This window comes from Flavobacterium sp. ARAG 55.4, from assembly GCF_051846875.1.
In the GTDB taxonomy this organism is placed as follows: Bacteria; Bacteroidota; Bacteroidia; order Flavobacteriales; family Flavobacteriaceae; genus Flavobacterium; species Flavobacterium plantiphilum.
The window spans coordinates 298153-314122 of sequence record NZ_JBPYCT010000002.1; the positions used below are offsets into that span (position 1 = coordinate 298153).

Below are 15970 nucleotides of genomic sequence, written 5' to 3' on the forward strand. Positions count from 1 at the left end.
ATCCCGACGAAGGAGGGATCTCAGTAAGCTGAATCGACAAAGATTGAACTACCTTACGGAGTTTCTTGTGGAGATTCCTCCTTCGTCGGAATGACAAAAATGGGAATAAAAATAAAACTTATGAAAAAAATACTTCTACATACATTTATTCTAATTGCATTATTCTGTTTTTCTTTGGCAAAAGCCCAAAATAAAATCAGCGTGACCCATCTGCAATGCGAAATGCTAAACAATCCGGAAGGAATTGATGTAGTGCAACCTCGTTTGAGCTGGCAGATAAAGTCGGATGTGAATGATGTGAAACAAACGGCCTATCAAATTATGGTCGCTTCGACTTTGGAAAATCTGAATGCGAACAAAGCCGATTTATGGGATAGCGGAAAAGTAAGTAGCAACGAATCTGTCAATATTGTTTACAAAGGCAAAAAGCTGGGCGACCGACAAAATGCATTTTGGAAAGTAATTGTTTGGACAAATAAAGGCGAAATTAAATCGGATGAAACGGCACATTTCAGCATCGGGATTTTGACCTATGCCGATTGGAAGTCTACACGTTGGATTGGCTATGAAAGATTATCAAAAGACGATAGTGTTTCTCAGTATTCCAGACTTTCAGCCCGTTATTTGCGAAAAGCAATTGATTTGAAAAAACCAATCAAAAATGCCAAGGTTTACATCATGGGTATGGGCTTGTATGAGCTGTACATCAACGGAAATAAAATTGGCGATCAGGTATTGGCTCCCGTTCCAACAGATTATACAAAAAACGTAAAATTTAATGTTTTTGATGTGACTGCGCAATTGAAAGAAGGCAAAAATATGTTGGGTACTATTTTAGGAAACGGACGCTATTTTGCGATGCGTCAGGATTACAAACCCTATAAAATAAAATCTTTTGGTTTTCCAAAAATGGCTTTGCAATTGTTTGTGGAATATACCGACGGAAGTAATGAGGTAATCAGAACCGATGAAACCTGGAAATTAACTACCGACGGACCAATTTTGGCTAACAACGAATACGACGGTGAAGAATACGATGCCCGTAAGGAAATGAAAGGGTGGAACACAACTAATTTTGATGATTCTACTTGGATAAATGCCAGATATGTGCAGGAACCGGGCGGTTTTTATGAAGCGCAGATGACACCGAATATGAAAATAATGGCTGAGGTAAAACCCATTTCTATCAAAGCGACTCCAAGAGGAACTTACATTTTAGACATGGGTCAGAATATGGTAGGCTGGTTGCAATTGAAAGTAAAAGGAAAATCTGGTGACCAAATCACACTGAAATTCGCCGAATCCTTACAGGAGGATGGGTCGCTGTACATTGCCAATTTGCGTGATGCGAAAACTACCGATGTTTATACACTAAAAGGCGGAGGAGAAGAAATCTGGGAACCACGATTTGTATTTCACGGTTTCCGTTTTGTAGAAATTTCCGGTTTTCCGAACAAGCCAACATTGGATAATTTCATTGGAAAAGTGGTATATGACGACATTAAAACAACAGGAACTTTCGAATCTTCGGATGCAACGATGAACCAGATTTTTAAAAACGCCTGGTGGGGAATCAGCGGAAATTACAAAGGAATGCCAATCGACTGTCCGCAAAGAAACGAGCGCCAACCTTGGTTGGGTGACAGAACAACAGGAGCTTATGGTGAAAGTTTTTTATTCGATAATCAGACTTTGTATGCCAAATGGCTCGACGATATCAAATATTCCCAAACTCAGGACGGTGGATTGCCAGATGTGGCGCCGGCATTCTGGCGTTATTATGGTGATAATGTAACCTGGCCCGGAACTTACATTACAGTTGCGGATATGTTGTATCAGCAATTTGCAGATGTTGAAGTAATTAAAAAACAATATCCGTCGATGAAAAAGTGGATGACGTATATGGAAGAAAATTATCTGAAAAACGATTTGATGAACAAAGATAAATATGGAGATTGGTGTGTTCCACCGGAATCTTTAGAGTTGATTCGTTCTAAAGATCCTGCCCGTTTAACCGATGGACAATTGTTATCCAGTGCTTTTTATTGTCAGCTTTTGGGTATAATGCAAAAGTTTGCTAAAATAGCGAATGCAGAATCCGATATTGCTCATTATGAGGATTTGGCAACAAGAATTAAAAAAGCATTCAATGCTAAATATTTGAATACAGCTACCAACAGCTATGCTAATAATACCGTAACCGCTAATGTTCTGCCTTTGGCTTTCGGGATGGTTCCTGAAAACCTAAAAGAGAAGGTTTTTCAAAATATGGTTCACGAAGTGGAAGTGACTAAAAACGGTCATATCAGCACGGGAGTTATTGGAACACAGTTTTTAATGCGAACGCTAACCAATTTTGGAAGAGGTGATCTGGCTTATAAATTAGCTTCCAATAAAACCTATCCAAGCTGGGGTTATATGGTCGAAAACGGTGCCACAACCATTTGGGAATTATGGAATGGAAACACAGCTGACCCCACGATGAATTCTCAAAATCACGTGATGCTTTTAGGTGATTTAATGATTTGGTACTACGAAAATATGGCGGGAATCAAGAGCAATCCTGAAAATCCGGGCTTCAAGGAAATTATCATGAAACCCGATTTTAATGCCGGACTCACTTTTGTAAATGCTTCTTACGAATCTATTCATGGATTGATTAAAAGCCATTGGAAAAAAAATAAAAATGGTTTGGAATGGAACATTACAATTCCGGCAAATACTTCGGCTGTGGTTTATTTACCAACAACTGATTCGAAAAAAATTACTGTAAATAAAGCAAAATTAGAAAAAATAGGAATTAAATATAAAACTGAAGGTAATCAACAAATTGTAAGCTTGCCATCAGGGGTTTATACCATAAACTTAAAATAAATTACAATAACAAATAAAAATAAAATGAGAGGATTAAAAATAGCAGTCATGCTTATTGGAGTGATAACATTAGGAAGTTGTAGTTCTGCTTTAAAAAATAAAACCTGGAAAGAAGGCATTTTAGTAGATCAATTTATCTATGATAAAGCACCTTATCCTTCTTGTCATTCGGTAACTATTGTAGAGGCAACTAATGGTGATCTAGTGTCAGCTTGGTTTGGAGGAACACGTGAAAGAAATCCTGATGTCTGTATTTATGTAAGTGTGAAAAAGAAAGGCAGCGACAAATGGGGTGAAGGAATTCAGGTGGCAGACGGAATAATGAAAGACGGACCAAGATTACCAACATGGAATCCGGTTCTGTATCAAATTCCCGGAGGCGATTTGATGTTGTTCTACAAAATTGGTCCAAAACCTTCAGAGTGGTGGGGAATGCTAAGAAGATCTACTGACGGAGGAAAAACCTGGTCAGAAGCAGAGAAATTGCCTGACGGATTCTTAGGACCTATCAAGAATAAACCTGTTTTACTAAGTAACGGAAATTTATTATTACCATCCAGCACCGAAGGAAATGGATGGCATTTGCGTATGGAATCAACTCCTGATTTTGGAAAAACCTGGGTGATGGGCGATACTATTTCGAGAGGAAAAAACCAAGTTAATGCAATTCAGCCAAGTATTCTTTTTCATAAAGACGGAAGTCTTCAGGCTATTGGTAGGACAAAAAACAGGGCGTTGTTTAGTACTTTTTCTAAAGACAATGGAAAAACTTGGTCGGATTTGGAGTTGCTAGATATGCCAAACAACAATTCAGGAACCGATGCGGTAACACTTAAAGACGGAAGGCATTTATTGGTGTATAACCATGTTTTACCTCCGGGAACAGAAGCCAAAGGACCAAGAACACCGCTAAATGTTTCGATTTCAAAAGACGGAATCCACTGGAATGCCGCTTTGGTTTTAGAAGATTCAAATATTAGTCAGTATTCGTATCCATCAGTAATACAAAGTAAAGATGGTATGGTACATATCGTTTACACCTGGAGAAGACAGAAATTGAAATATGTAAAAATTGATCCTTCAAAATTAGTGACTCTTCCTATCAAAAAAGGAATTTGGCCTGGTGAAAAAGGAAAAGTAGTTACTGCTGTTAAGGCAGAAGAAGAATAAGAATTTAAAATGAACCATTAAGAAATTAAGGAAGTTAAGCAGAAAACTTAATTAGTTTAATTTCTTAATGGTAAAAAAGAAATTATGAGTAAAGTGAATTTTAATAAAAACTTCATTGTTGTGATGTTGCTGCTAATTGCAGGAACATCTAATAATTTGGTTTTTGGACAAGTAAAAAACAAGCAAAAATACAAGGTCGCAGTATGCGATTGGATGATTTTAAAAAGACAAAAATTAGGTTCGTTCGAATTGGCCAGCCAAATAAAAGCCGACGGAATCGAATTAGACATGGGCGGTTTAGGAAACCGGGAAACTTTTGACAGTAAACTTGCTGATCCTGTTGAAGTAAAGAAATTTAAGGACAAGTCCAAAGAATTCAATGTTGGTATCTCTTCAATTGCGATGTCCGGATTTTACGGGCAATCTTTTGCAAAGCGTGAAACCGTAAAACTAATGGTTCAGGATTGTATTGATGCTATGAAAACCATGAATGTAAAAGTGGCTTATTTGCCGTTGGGTAATCAATGTGATTTGAAAAAATTTCCGGAATTGCGTCCTGTAATTATCGAAAGATTGCGTTGGGCAGGAAAACAAGTTGCCAAAGTAGGCGGGGTAATTGCTGTTGAAACAACCTTGGACGCCACAGCCGAAAAAGCCTTTTTAAAAGAGGTAAACTGTAAACAAATTAAGAGTTCGTTCAACTTTTCAAATGCTATAGAAAACGGAAAAGACATTGCGTCTGAATTACAAATTTTAGGCAAAAAGAATATTGCTCAAATTCACGCTTCCAATACAGATGGGTTTTGGTTAGAAAAAGATCCGGCTATTAATATGCCAAAAATCAAAAGCACTTTGGATAAAATGAATTGGAAAGGCTGGTTGATTGTGGAGCGCTCTCGTGACACCACTGATGTGTACAATGTAAAGAGGAATTATGGTGCAAATGTGGCCTATTTGAAGAAAATTTTTCAAAATTAGTTTAATCGGTTTTACTTTTTAAAATAAATTAAAAAACAAATTAGAATGAGGATAATACAAATTGCTTTGATCTTGGTAGGAATACTACTTTTAGGAAGTTGTAAACCAACTTTTGATACTAAAATAGCATTACAAGATAAGACCTGGAAAGAAGGGATTGTTAAAGATGAATTTATATTTGAGACAGCTCCTTATCCATCTTGTCATGCGGCAACCATTGTAGAAACAACCAATAAAGAACTTGTAGCTTCATGGTTTGGTGGTACCAATGAAAAAGACCCGGATGTTGGTATTTGGGTAAGCAAACTTAAAAATGGAAAATGGACAGAAGGTGTAGAAGTTGCCAATGGAGTAATCAACGATACCTTGCGTTATGCCACTTGGAATCCTGTATTATACCAAATTCCAAATGGTGATTTGATGCTTTTTTATAAAATAGGTCCAAGTCCTACAGAGTGGTGGGGAATGATTATTCGTTCATCAGATGGTGGTGAAACTTGGTCAAAACCAGAAAAAATGCCTAAAGATTTTTTAGGGCCCATCAAAAACAAACCGGTATTGTTAGCAAATGGAACACTTTTATCACCGTCAAGCGTTGAAGGAGAGGGCTGGTATTTGCGAATGGAATCGACTCCAGATTTTGGAAAAAATTGGATTATGGGAGATACGATATCTCGAGGGAAAGACACAATAAATGCCATTCAGCCTAGTATTTTATTCCATAAAGGGAAAAAGATACAAGCCATCGGAAGAACAAGAAACAGACATTTATTTAGTACTTTTTCTTCAGATAACGGTAATACTTGGTCGGATATTTCACTGTTGAATATGCCTAATAATAGCTCAGGAACCGATGCAGTAACCATGAAAAATGGACAGCATGTTTTAATTTACAATCATGTTTGGCCCAATGAAGATCAAATAAAAGGAATCAGAACTCCATTGAATATTGCTGTATCAAAAGATGGAATCAATTGGGATGCTTCATTGGTATTAGAGGATTCAGGAATCGGGCAATATTCCTATCCGGCAATCATTCAAAGCTCAGATGGGATGTTACATTGTGTTTATACATGGAGAAGGCAACGTATCAAATATGTAAAAATTGATCCTTCAAAATTAGTATCTTTTCCTATTGTAGATGGAGTTTGGCCTGGTCCGACTAAAGAAAGATATAAGGTTGCGGTTTGTGACTGGATGATATTAAAAAGACAAAAATTGGGTGCATTTGAATTGGCGAAAACAATTGGTTCAGATGGCATCGAATTGGATATGGGTGGTTTGGGTAATCGAGAAACTTTTGATAGTAAATTGGGAGATCCGGTTGAGAGACAAAAGTTTTTAGACAAATCAAAAGAGACTGGAGTAGAAATAAGTTCGATTGCGATGTCTGGTTTTTATGGACAATCTTTTGCAGAAAGAGAATCCGTAGAGAAAATGGTAAATGATTGCATCGAAACTATGAAAAATATGAATGTTCAGGTCGCTTATTTGCCTTTGGGTACGAAAGGAGATTTAGTAAAACATCCGGAATTAAGAGCAAAAATTGTAGAACGTCTTCGATGGGCTGGAGAACAAGTAAATAAAGTGGATGGTGTTATTGCTGTAGAAACTTCTTTGGATGCTGCGGGAGATAAAAAATTATTAGAAGAAATTGGAAATAGAAATATTAAAATTTCATTCAATTTTGCCAATGCAATTGATAACGGAAGAGACATTTCTAAAGAATTAAAAACTTTGGGAAGAGACAATATTGCTCAAATTCATGCTTCGACTACAGATGGAGTTTGGCTGGAAAATAATAAAGCTGTTGATCTTCCTAAAATAAAGAAAACACTTGACGACATGCAATGGCATGGGTGGTTAATTATAGAGCGATCCAGAGATATCAATCAAGTCCATGATGTGAAAGCTAATTATGGAGCTAATGCCGCTTATTTGAAGAAAATTTTTCAGAATTAAAAAAATGGTTCCTCATTTTTGTTATCCTGAGGAACGAGGGATCTTCACAAAGTGAGTTAAGTATTGTGGATTCAGTATCTGGAGATTTCTCCTTCGTTGAAATGACAAACTAGACAGGATGAGATTTCTAAAACAAAATTATAATAGAAATGAAATATATAAGTTTACTTTTTTTCAGTTTTTACGTCTCTTTTGCGACAGCGCAACAGCTTACCATTGTAAGTGATGTTCAGTCGCCACGAGCGCAATTTGGAGCCGAAAAAATATCAGAAGCAGCAAAAACAAAAGGATATAAAGTGATTTTTGCTGATAAAGTACCAAAAAAATCAAAAGATAAAGTAATTGTCATTGGCGAAAAAGGAACTGATTTTTGGAAAAAAAATACGGCCAAATTTACTTTGGACGAAAGTCAGTTAACTAAAAAGGAAGGCTTCCAAATCAGTACGCAAAAAAGCATCATTTTTATTGAAGGCTTTGATGCTTCTGGAGCTTTATATGGTGCTTTAGAACTAGCCGATGTTATTAAAAAAGAAAACAAATTACCAGCCGAAATCAGTAAAAACGACAGTCCGGAAATGGTCTTGAGAGGAACTTGTATCGGAATGCAAAAAACAACTTATCTGGAAGGTCGTGGCGTTTATGAATATCCTTATACGCCGGAATCTTTTCCATGGTTTTATGATAAAGCGCTTTGGATCAAATATCTGGATATGATGGTTGAAAACCGCATGAATTCCCTGTATTTGTGGAACGGACATCCGTTTGCCTCATTGGTAAAACTAAAGGAGTATCCGTTTGCTGTCGAAGTAAGTGATGAAACATTTAAGAAAAACGAAGAAGTTTTTCAATTCTTAACCGAAGAAGCTAATAAAAGAGGAATCTGGGTCATTCAGATGTTTTATAATATCATTCTTTCGAAGCCTTTTGCCGATCATTACAACTTAAAAACTCAGGAAAGAGAGCGCGTTATCACTCCGTTAATTGCCGATTATACCCAAAAATCAATTACTGCCTTTATCGAAAAATATCCGAATGTTGGTTTGTTGGTTTGCTTGGGTGAAGCGATGAATACGGTTGAAGATGATGTAAATTGGTTTACTAAAACCATTCTTCCCGGTGTTCAGGACGGTTTGAAAGCTTTAGGAAAAACGGAAGAACCACCCATTATTTTGCGTTCACACGATACCGATGCTCCAGCGGTAATGGCGAAAGCTTTGCCTTTATATAAAAATTTATATACCATGAGTAAGTACACCGGAGAATCTTTGACCACATATACACCAGGGGGACCTTGGGGAGAAACGCACAAACAGTTGAGTTCTTTGGGTTCAATTCATATTGAAAATGTACATATTTTGGCCAATCTGGAGCCTTTTAGATATGGTTCTCCTGATTTTATCCAGAAAACTGTAAAAGCAATGCATACTATTCATGGAGCAAATGCGTTGCATTTGTATCCGCAAGCGTCATATTGGGACTGGCCGTATACTGCCGATAAAACCAAAACCGGGGAACGATTATTAGAAATGGACCGCGACTGGATTTGGTATCAAGCATGGGCAAGATATGCGTGGGACAGTAAAAGAGACCGAACTCAGGAAATTAGTTATTGGGATGCCCAATTAGCTACAAAATACGGTACAGATGTTGAAAGTGCAAAAAATATTCTGGAAGCTTATGAGCAAATAGGTGAAATTGCTCCTAAAACACTTCGAAAATTCGGAATTACCGAAGGAAATCGTCAAACGTTGTTGTTAGGAATGTTCGAAAGCCAATTGGTCAATCCAGCCAAATGGCGCGTGTATCCGGGATTTCACGAATCTTGCGGACCTCCGGGCGAGTTGCTTCAGGAGTATGCCAGAAAAGAATGGAACCATGAAGCCCATTCCGGAGAAATTCCTACGCAGCTGATTAGCGAAATTGTGCAACACGGAAAAATTGCCGTAGCAGCGATTGATAAAGCCGCTCCAAAGGTGACTAAAGACAAGGAAGAATTCAATCGTTTAAAGAATGATGTGTACTGTTATAATGCTTTTGCCAATTGTTTTTCCGAAAAAGTAAAAGCAGCCATGTTGGTTTTACGTTTCAGTTATTCGAATGATATTGCCGATTTAGATCAGGCCGTACCACATTTAGAAAGAGCATTGACGTATTATGAGGAATTGGTAAAGCTGACTAAAGATACCTATTGGTATGCCAATAGTATGCAGACTGCGCAACGTCGAATTCCAATAGGTGGTGATGATGGGAACAACAAAACCTGGGAGGAATTGTTACCGCATTACGAACGTGAACTGGCTAATTTTAAACGAAATTTAGTATTGTTAAAAGAAGCTAAAGATGGAAAAATCAAACCAAAAGCAATTACACCTTGGAAAACAGCCCAAGTGACAATGCTCAGTCCACAGGCAGTCTCTTATGCGGTGAAAGAAGGAACTAAAGTCTATGGAACGGATATTTCTGAATTGATAAAAGTCGCTCCTGAACTAAAAAATTTAAAAGGAATTTCATTGATAGAAGACCAGCAGAATACCGAAGGAACTACGCTGAAATTTAAAAATGATAAAGCAGTGAAATTAGTGGTAGGCTATTTTAACTCAGATCAGAAAAGATTTTTATTTCCTCCAAGTCTCGAAACTAATGCAGCAGGAAATGAAAGAGGTGAAGCCGAAGTAATCTTGGCGAATGCGATGAATTTAAAAGATTTGCCAAGAATTAATATTCATACTTATACTTTTAAAGCAGGAGAAAATGAACTTAATCTGGGTAAAGGAAGAGTATTGATTTTAGGTTTTATTGATGCCAATCAAAAGATTGAAACCCGTGATGTAGGTTTCATTGGGGCAGATGAAAAAGAAGCTGTAGACTGGTTATTTTATTAATTATGAAAAAAGAAACAAAGACTATATTATTTTTGATATTTATTGTTTTTGCTTTTTGCAAAAGTGATCAAATTCTGGCGCAAACACGTGAAGAAATTTCGCTGAATGCCGATTGGAAAACAACTATGGTTGATTCCAATTCAGGTTCAGATCAGGATTTTGTACATCATTCGGATACGGACTGGAAAGCGGTAGATGTTCCGCATAACTGGGATCAGTATTATGGCTTTCGCCAAATGACACACGGCAATTTGCATGGAACAGCCTGGTATTCAAAAAAAATAAAAATTGGAAAACAGCAAAAAGCCAAAAGATATTTCCTGTTTTTTGAAGGAGTAAACAGTTATGCTACCGTTTGGGTAAATGGAACAGAAGTAGGTCAGCACAAAGGGGGTCGTACCACTTTTACTCTGGACATAACGGATGTTGTAAAGTTTGATGCTGAAAATAAAATCGTTGTCAAAGCGGCTCATCCTGCTTTCATTGCCGATTTGCCCTGGGTTTGTGGCGGATGTTCCGGTGAATGGGGATTTTCAGAAGGTTCACAGCCTATGGGGATTTTCAGACCGGTAACTTTAGTGATTACTAATGATGTTCGAATTGAACCTTTTGGTGTTCATATCTGGAATGATCAATCGACTTCAAAAGAACAAGCTATTTTACACACCACAACCGAGCTACAAAATTACAGCGTATCCAATAGAAATGTTATGGTCACTAGTGTACTTTTGGATGAAAAAGGTAAAAAGGTAGCTTCGGTTACCAGTACTGTTTCACTTTCTAATGAAACGAAGGAAATTCAGCAAACATTACCTAAAATTAAAAAACCAAAATTGTGGTCGCCTGACAATCCGTATTTATATACACTTTCGACTACTATTTCAGAAAATAATAAAGTTTTAGATAAAATTACAACAGTTTACGGAATCCGTTGGGTTTCCTGGCCAGTAGACAGACCGGGAGAAGATAACCGATTTTTTATTAATGATAAGCCTGTTTTTATCAATGGAACCTGTGAATATGAACATCAGATAGGTCAGAGTCATTCTTTTTCGGATAAACAGATAAAAGCCAGAATTGAACAGATAAAAGCGGCAGGATTCAATTCATTTAGAGAAGCACATCAGCCTCATAATTTGAAATATCAGGAATTGCTGGATGAAAGCGGAATCTTATTCTGGAGCCAGTTTTCGGCTCATATATGGTACGATACGCCGGAGTTTAAAGAGAATTTCAAAACCTTATTGCGCGAATGGATTAAAGAACGTCGTAATAATCCATCAGTAGTATTGTGGGGATTGCAGAACGAAAGTACGATTCCGAAAGAATTTGCCGAAGAATGTACAGCGATTATTCGTGAAATGGATCCAACAGCATCCTCGCAACGAAAAGTAACAACTTGCAACGGTGGCGAAGGAACGGATTGGAATGTAGTACAAAACTGGTCCGGAACTTATGGTGGTGATCCGTTTAATTATGATGTCGAAATGACGTCTCAGTTATTAAACGGAGAATATGGTGCCTGGCGTTCCATAGATTTACATACTTTTGGCGAATTTGACCAAAAAGGGCTTTTGAGTGAAAACCGATTTTCGCAGTTAATGGAGATTAAAGTGCGTGAAGCGGAGTCTGTAAAAGATAAAATTGCGGGACAATACAACTGGTTATTTGCATCACATGAAAATCCGGGAAGGGAACAAAACGGAGAAGGATTCAGAGCTGTCGATCAGGTGGGACCGGTAAATTACAAAGGATTGTTCAGTATTTGGGGTGAGCCGCTAGATGCGTATTATATGTACCGCGCTAATTATGTTTCCAATAAAACCAACCCGATGGTGTATATTGTTTCACACACCTGGCCCAACCGCTGGGAATCTGCCGGGATTAAAAACGGGATTGATGTATATTCTAATTGTGATGAGGTAGAATTGTTTAATGATGTCAATAATCAGTCTTTAGGGAGATTAAAAAATCCGGGAAGAGGACAGCATTTTCAATGGAATAAAGTCAATATTCAGTATAATGTCCTGTACGCTGTGGGTTATGTAAATGGCAAAAAAGTAGCTCAGGATTATATTGTGCTGCATAATTTGCCTGAAGCACCCAACTTAAAATCATTAAGTTCCAAAGAAGAAATTGTTTCGACAAAAGCGAATTATAATTACATCTATCGTGTCAATTGTGGAGGTCCTGATTATAAAGATGCAGACGGAAACCAATGGTTAGCTGATGTTCATAAAACGGAAGCGAACACCTGGGGTTCTTTGTCCTGGACAGATGATTTTAAAAATATACCCGCTTATTTTGCGAGTCAGCGTGCTACTTTTGACCTTGTTGACGGAACTCAGAATGATGCCTTATTCCAAAATTTCCGTTATGGAATGGATAAGTTAAAATATGAATTTCCTGTTGCCGATGGGGAATATGAAGTCGAATTGTATTTTTCTGAGCCTTGGTACGGAACCGGTGGAGGATTAGATTGCAAAGACTGGCGTATTTTTGATGTGGCAATCAATAATCAGGTGGTTTTAAAGGATTTTGATATTTGGAACGAAGTTGGTTTTGCGAAAGCGGTAAAGAAAACTTTTGTAGCAGAAAGCAAAAATGGAAAATTAGTAATTGATTTTCCAAAAGTAACTTCCGGAGAAGGAATTATTTCCGCTATTGCGATTGCGTCGAAAGATCAATCGGTAAAAGCAGCTGCTCCTTCACCAAAGAATATCTTAGATGTTGTTGCAAATACATCAGTTGAAGTTGGTTCCTGGTTACAGCTGAATTCAAAACAATATTTAAATTCAGATGTGACGTTTACACAATTACCGTCTAATTTGTACACTTCCGATTATGTTTATTTTGCAGATGAAAATAACATAACAGGTTCTTTTATTTCGAAAGAAAATGCAACAGTTTCGGTTTTGATTGATTCGAATCTAAAAACAGCGTTACCATGGCTTTCAGATTATAAAAAATCAGAAGCAACAGCTACAAACAATAAAGGAGTTGTTTTTAGTATTTTTGAAAAAGAAGTAAAAAAAGACGAAAAGGTGTTTTTTGGCAACAAAGGTGATGGAACTCCTGCTTTTACGATTGTAGTAGTGCCAAGTTCTGATTTAGGAAAAGTAAAAGACGACCGGCCTTCACTAAAACTGGAAGCTGAAACTGCTAAAATAAAAGGAGGCGGAACTGTGAAAGGAAATTTCAAATCAGCTGATTATATTGAATTTGCTAAAAATACACCAAACAGTATTGAATTTGAAGTCAATCCCGGTGTTGCGAACATCTATCTGATGCGTTTCAGATACATGAATCTAAATCAGGAACCGATAAAAGTGAAATTGATTATCGAAGATGCTTATGGAATTTTGTTACGAAATGACGAAATTGAATTCCCGGCACCAACAGAGAAATGGAAGATTTTAAATACCACTTCGGGAGGTTATATTAATGCCGGAAAATACAAAATAAGAATTGAATCGGATAATATGAAAGGATTGCGTCTGGAGTCTTTAGAGTTTCAATAGAAAGAAAATAGAAAATAGAGAAAAGAGGCAAGAATAAAGATTTTTGGATGTCAGATAAGCTTAAAAAAAATCTGCTCAAATCTGTTGAATCTGCGTGATAAAATTTAAATTCCTTGTAGGGAAAAAAAATAATACAATGGTAAAAGAATATAAAAGTGTTTTACAAAAAGGAGGAATAGCAATAGCAATGGTGTTATTGGTGGCTTGTGCCTCAACAAAAAAAGACAGTAGAATAATTGCCGATTTTAATCCGGATTGGAATTTTAAATTAGGCGATCATCCATCGGCAATTCAGGCTGATTTTGATTCAAATGATTGGCGAACATTAGATTTGCCACACGATTGGAGTATCGAAGGTACTTTTAGCGCAGATTATCCAACAAAACCCAAACAAGGCGCATTACCTGCGGGAATAGGTTGGTATAGAAAGTCATTTACTTTACCGGAATCTGCCAAAAATAAAAGCATTGCTATCGAATTTGGCGGGGTATTCTGCAACAGCGAAGTCTGGATTAATGGTCATTATTTAGGAAAACGTCCGTTTGGGTATATTTCGTTTTCTTATGATTTGACTCCTTATCTGAAATTTGGTAACCAAAAAAATTACATTGCTGTAAAAGTGGATAATGATGCTCAGCCGAGTTCCAGATGGTACACCGGTTCCGGGATTTACCGAAATGTACGTTTAGTAACTACCGATAAAGTGCATGTGGCACATTGGGGAACTTATGTCACTACACCTGAAGTTTCAAAGGAAAAAGCTACGGTAGATTATCAGGTTAATATTCAGAACGATGCTGCTATGCAAAAGCAGCTTAAAGTGGTAACAGCTATTCTGGATGCTGATAATAATGTGGTGACCAAATTAGAATCTACTGAAACTATTGCTGCAAATGCTGTTTTGGAAAAAGGACAAAAATTTGAAGTGAAAAATCCAAAATTGTGGGATACTAAAAATCCTAATTTGTACAAGGTAGTAACTAAAATCTACGAAAAAACGACTTTGATAGACGAATATGAAACGCCTCTTGGATTTAGATTTTTTGCCTTTGATGCCGAAAAAGGTTTCTCTTTAAACGGTATTCCAATGAAAATTTACGGCGTTTGTCTGCATCATGATAATGGGGCTTTAGGAGCGGTAGCTAATTATCATGCTATCAAAAGAAAGCTGACTATCATGAAAGAAATGGGCGTGAATGCTATCAGAATGGCTCATAACCCACCTTCGTTAGAAATGCTTCAGCTGTGCGACGAAATGGGGTTTATCGTGCAAGATGAGGTTTTTGATGTTTGGAAACTTAAAAAAGTAAGCCACGATTACAACAAATATTGGGACGAATGGCACAAACGTGATTTGGAAGATTTTATTAAAAGAGACCGTAACCATCCATCGGTGATGATGTGGAGTATTGGGAACGAAATCCGGGAACAATTTGATAGTACGGGAGTTTCGATTACTAAAGAACTGGCACAAATTGTGAAATCCTTAGACAAAACCAGACCCGTAACTTCGGCGCTGACAGAGAATGTTCCAGAGAAGAATTTTATCTATCAATCGGGTGCGTTAGACCTTTTAGGATTTAACTACAAACATGCTGATTACGGAACTTTCCCCGAACGTTTTAAAGGACAAAAAATCATAGCTTCTGAGAGTGTTTCGGCATTAGAAACTCGTGGTCATTATGATATGCCAACAGACACCATCAGAATGTGGCCCGTAAAATACAATGCGCCTTTTGATGGAAATGATGATTGGACCGTAACTGCGTTTGATAATATTGCTTCTTTCTGGGGAACTACGCATGAGGAAAACTGGAAAGCAGCTAAGAAATATGATTTTATAGCAGGAACTTTTGTTTGGACCGGTTTCGATTATATTGGAGAACCTGATCCGTATCCGTATCCTGCCCGTAGTTCGTATTTTGGAATTGTAGATTTGGCTGGTTTGCCTAAAGATGTGTATTATATGTACCAAAGCGAATGGAGTGATAAAACAGTCTTGCATTTGTTGCCACACTGGAACTGGAAAACAGGTCAAGTGATAGATGTTTGGGCGTATTACAACAATGCCGATGAAGTGGAATTATTCCTAAACGGAAAATCTTTAGGTTCGAAAACCAAACAAGGAGATGAATTGCATATTGCCTGGAAAGTGCCTTTTGAAGCAGGAACTTTGAAAGCCGTTTCCAGAAAAGCAGGCAAAGTGGTGAAAGAAACTGAAATTCATACTGCTGGCGAAGCCACTAAAATTGATTTAAAATCGGATAAAACGAGTATTAAAAACGACGGATATGATTTGGCTTACGTGACGGTTTCTTTGCAGGACAAAGACGGAAATCCACTTCCAAAAGCTGATAATCTAATTAACTTTAAAGTTTCGGGAGGTGCTACAATTGTTGGTGTTGATAATGGTTACCAAGCCAGTTTAGAACCTTTTAAAGCCGATTATCGCAAATTGTACAACGGAAAATGCGTAGTAATTTTGCAATCAAATAAAAAGGCCGAAAATATAACTTTGGAAGCCACAACAGCAGGAAATATTACGGCTGCTACTGTGAATATTAAAGTGGAATAATTTTTTCG

At 37.3% G+C, this 15970-nt stretch carries 7 protein-coding genes; all 7 read left to right on the forward strand.

Features of this window, described 5'->3' with window-relative positions; all coding sequences use genetic code 11:
- The first annotated feature begins 120 nt into the window (after positions 1–120).
- The 7 genes from ACSV4D_RS03465 to galB all read left to right on the forward strand — a co-directional run bounded on the left by ACSV4D_RS03465 (position 121) and on the right by galB (position 15962).
- Positions 121–2874 (forward strand): glycoside hydrolase family 78 protein, encoded by a 2754-nt coding sequence (locus tag ACSV4D_RS03465; RefSeq protein WP_439227158.1) that lies wholly within the window; start codon positions 121–123, stop codon positions 2872–2874.
- 24 nt (positions 2875–2898) lie between these two features.
- A complete protein-coding gene (locus ACSV4D_RS03470) occupies positions 2899–4044 on the forward strand; it encodes a sialidase family protein (RefSeq protein WP_439227159.1) in 1146 nt (381 codons plus the stop codon).
- An 84-nt stretch (positions 4045–4128) separates the two neighbouring features.
- Positions 4129–5022 (forward strand): sugar phosphate isomerase/epimerase family protein, encoded by an 894-nt coding sequence (locus ACSV4D_RS03475; protein ID WP_439227160.1) that lies wholly within the window; start codon positions 4129–4131, stop codon positions 5020–5022.
- Positions 5023–5067: 45 nt separating this feature from the next.
- Entirely contained in the window at positions 5068–6984 is a 1917-nt protein-coding gene (locus tag ACSV4D_RS03480; protein ID WP_439227161.1) for an exo-alpha-sialidase, read from the forward strand.
- A gap of 149 nt (positions 6985–7133) precedes the next feature.
- Entirely contained in the window at positions 7134–9866 is a 2733-nt protein-coding gene (locus tag ACSV4D_RS03485; protein ID WP_439227162.1) for an alpha-d-galacturonidase, read from the forward strand.
- Positions 9867–9868: 2 nt separating this feature from the next.
- Entirely contained in the window at positions 9869–13387 is a 3519-nt protein-coding gene (locus tag ACSV4D_RS03490; RefSeq protein WP_439227163.1) for a malectin domain-containing carbohydrate-binding protein, read from the forward strand.
- A gap of 136 nt (positions 13388–13523) precedes the next feature.
- Complete coding sequence (gene galB, locus ACSV4D_RS03495; RefSeq protein ID WP_439227164.1) at positions 13524–15962, forward strand: beta-galactosidase GalB; 2439 nt, start codon at positions 13524–13526, stop codon at positions 15960–15962.
- The last annotated feature ends 8 nt before the right edge of the window (positions 15963–15970 follow it).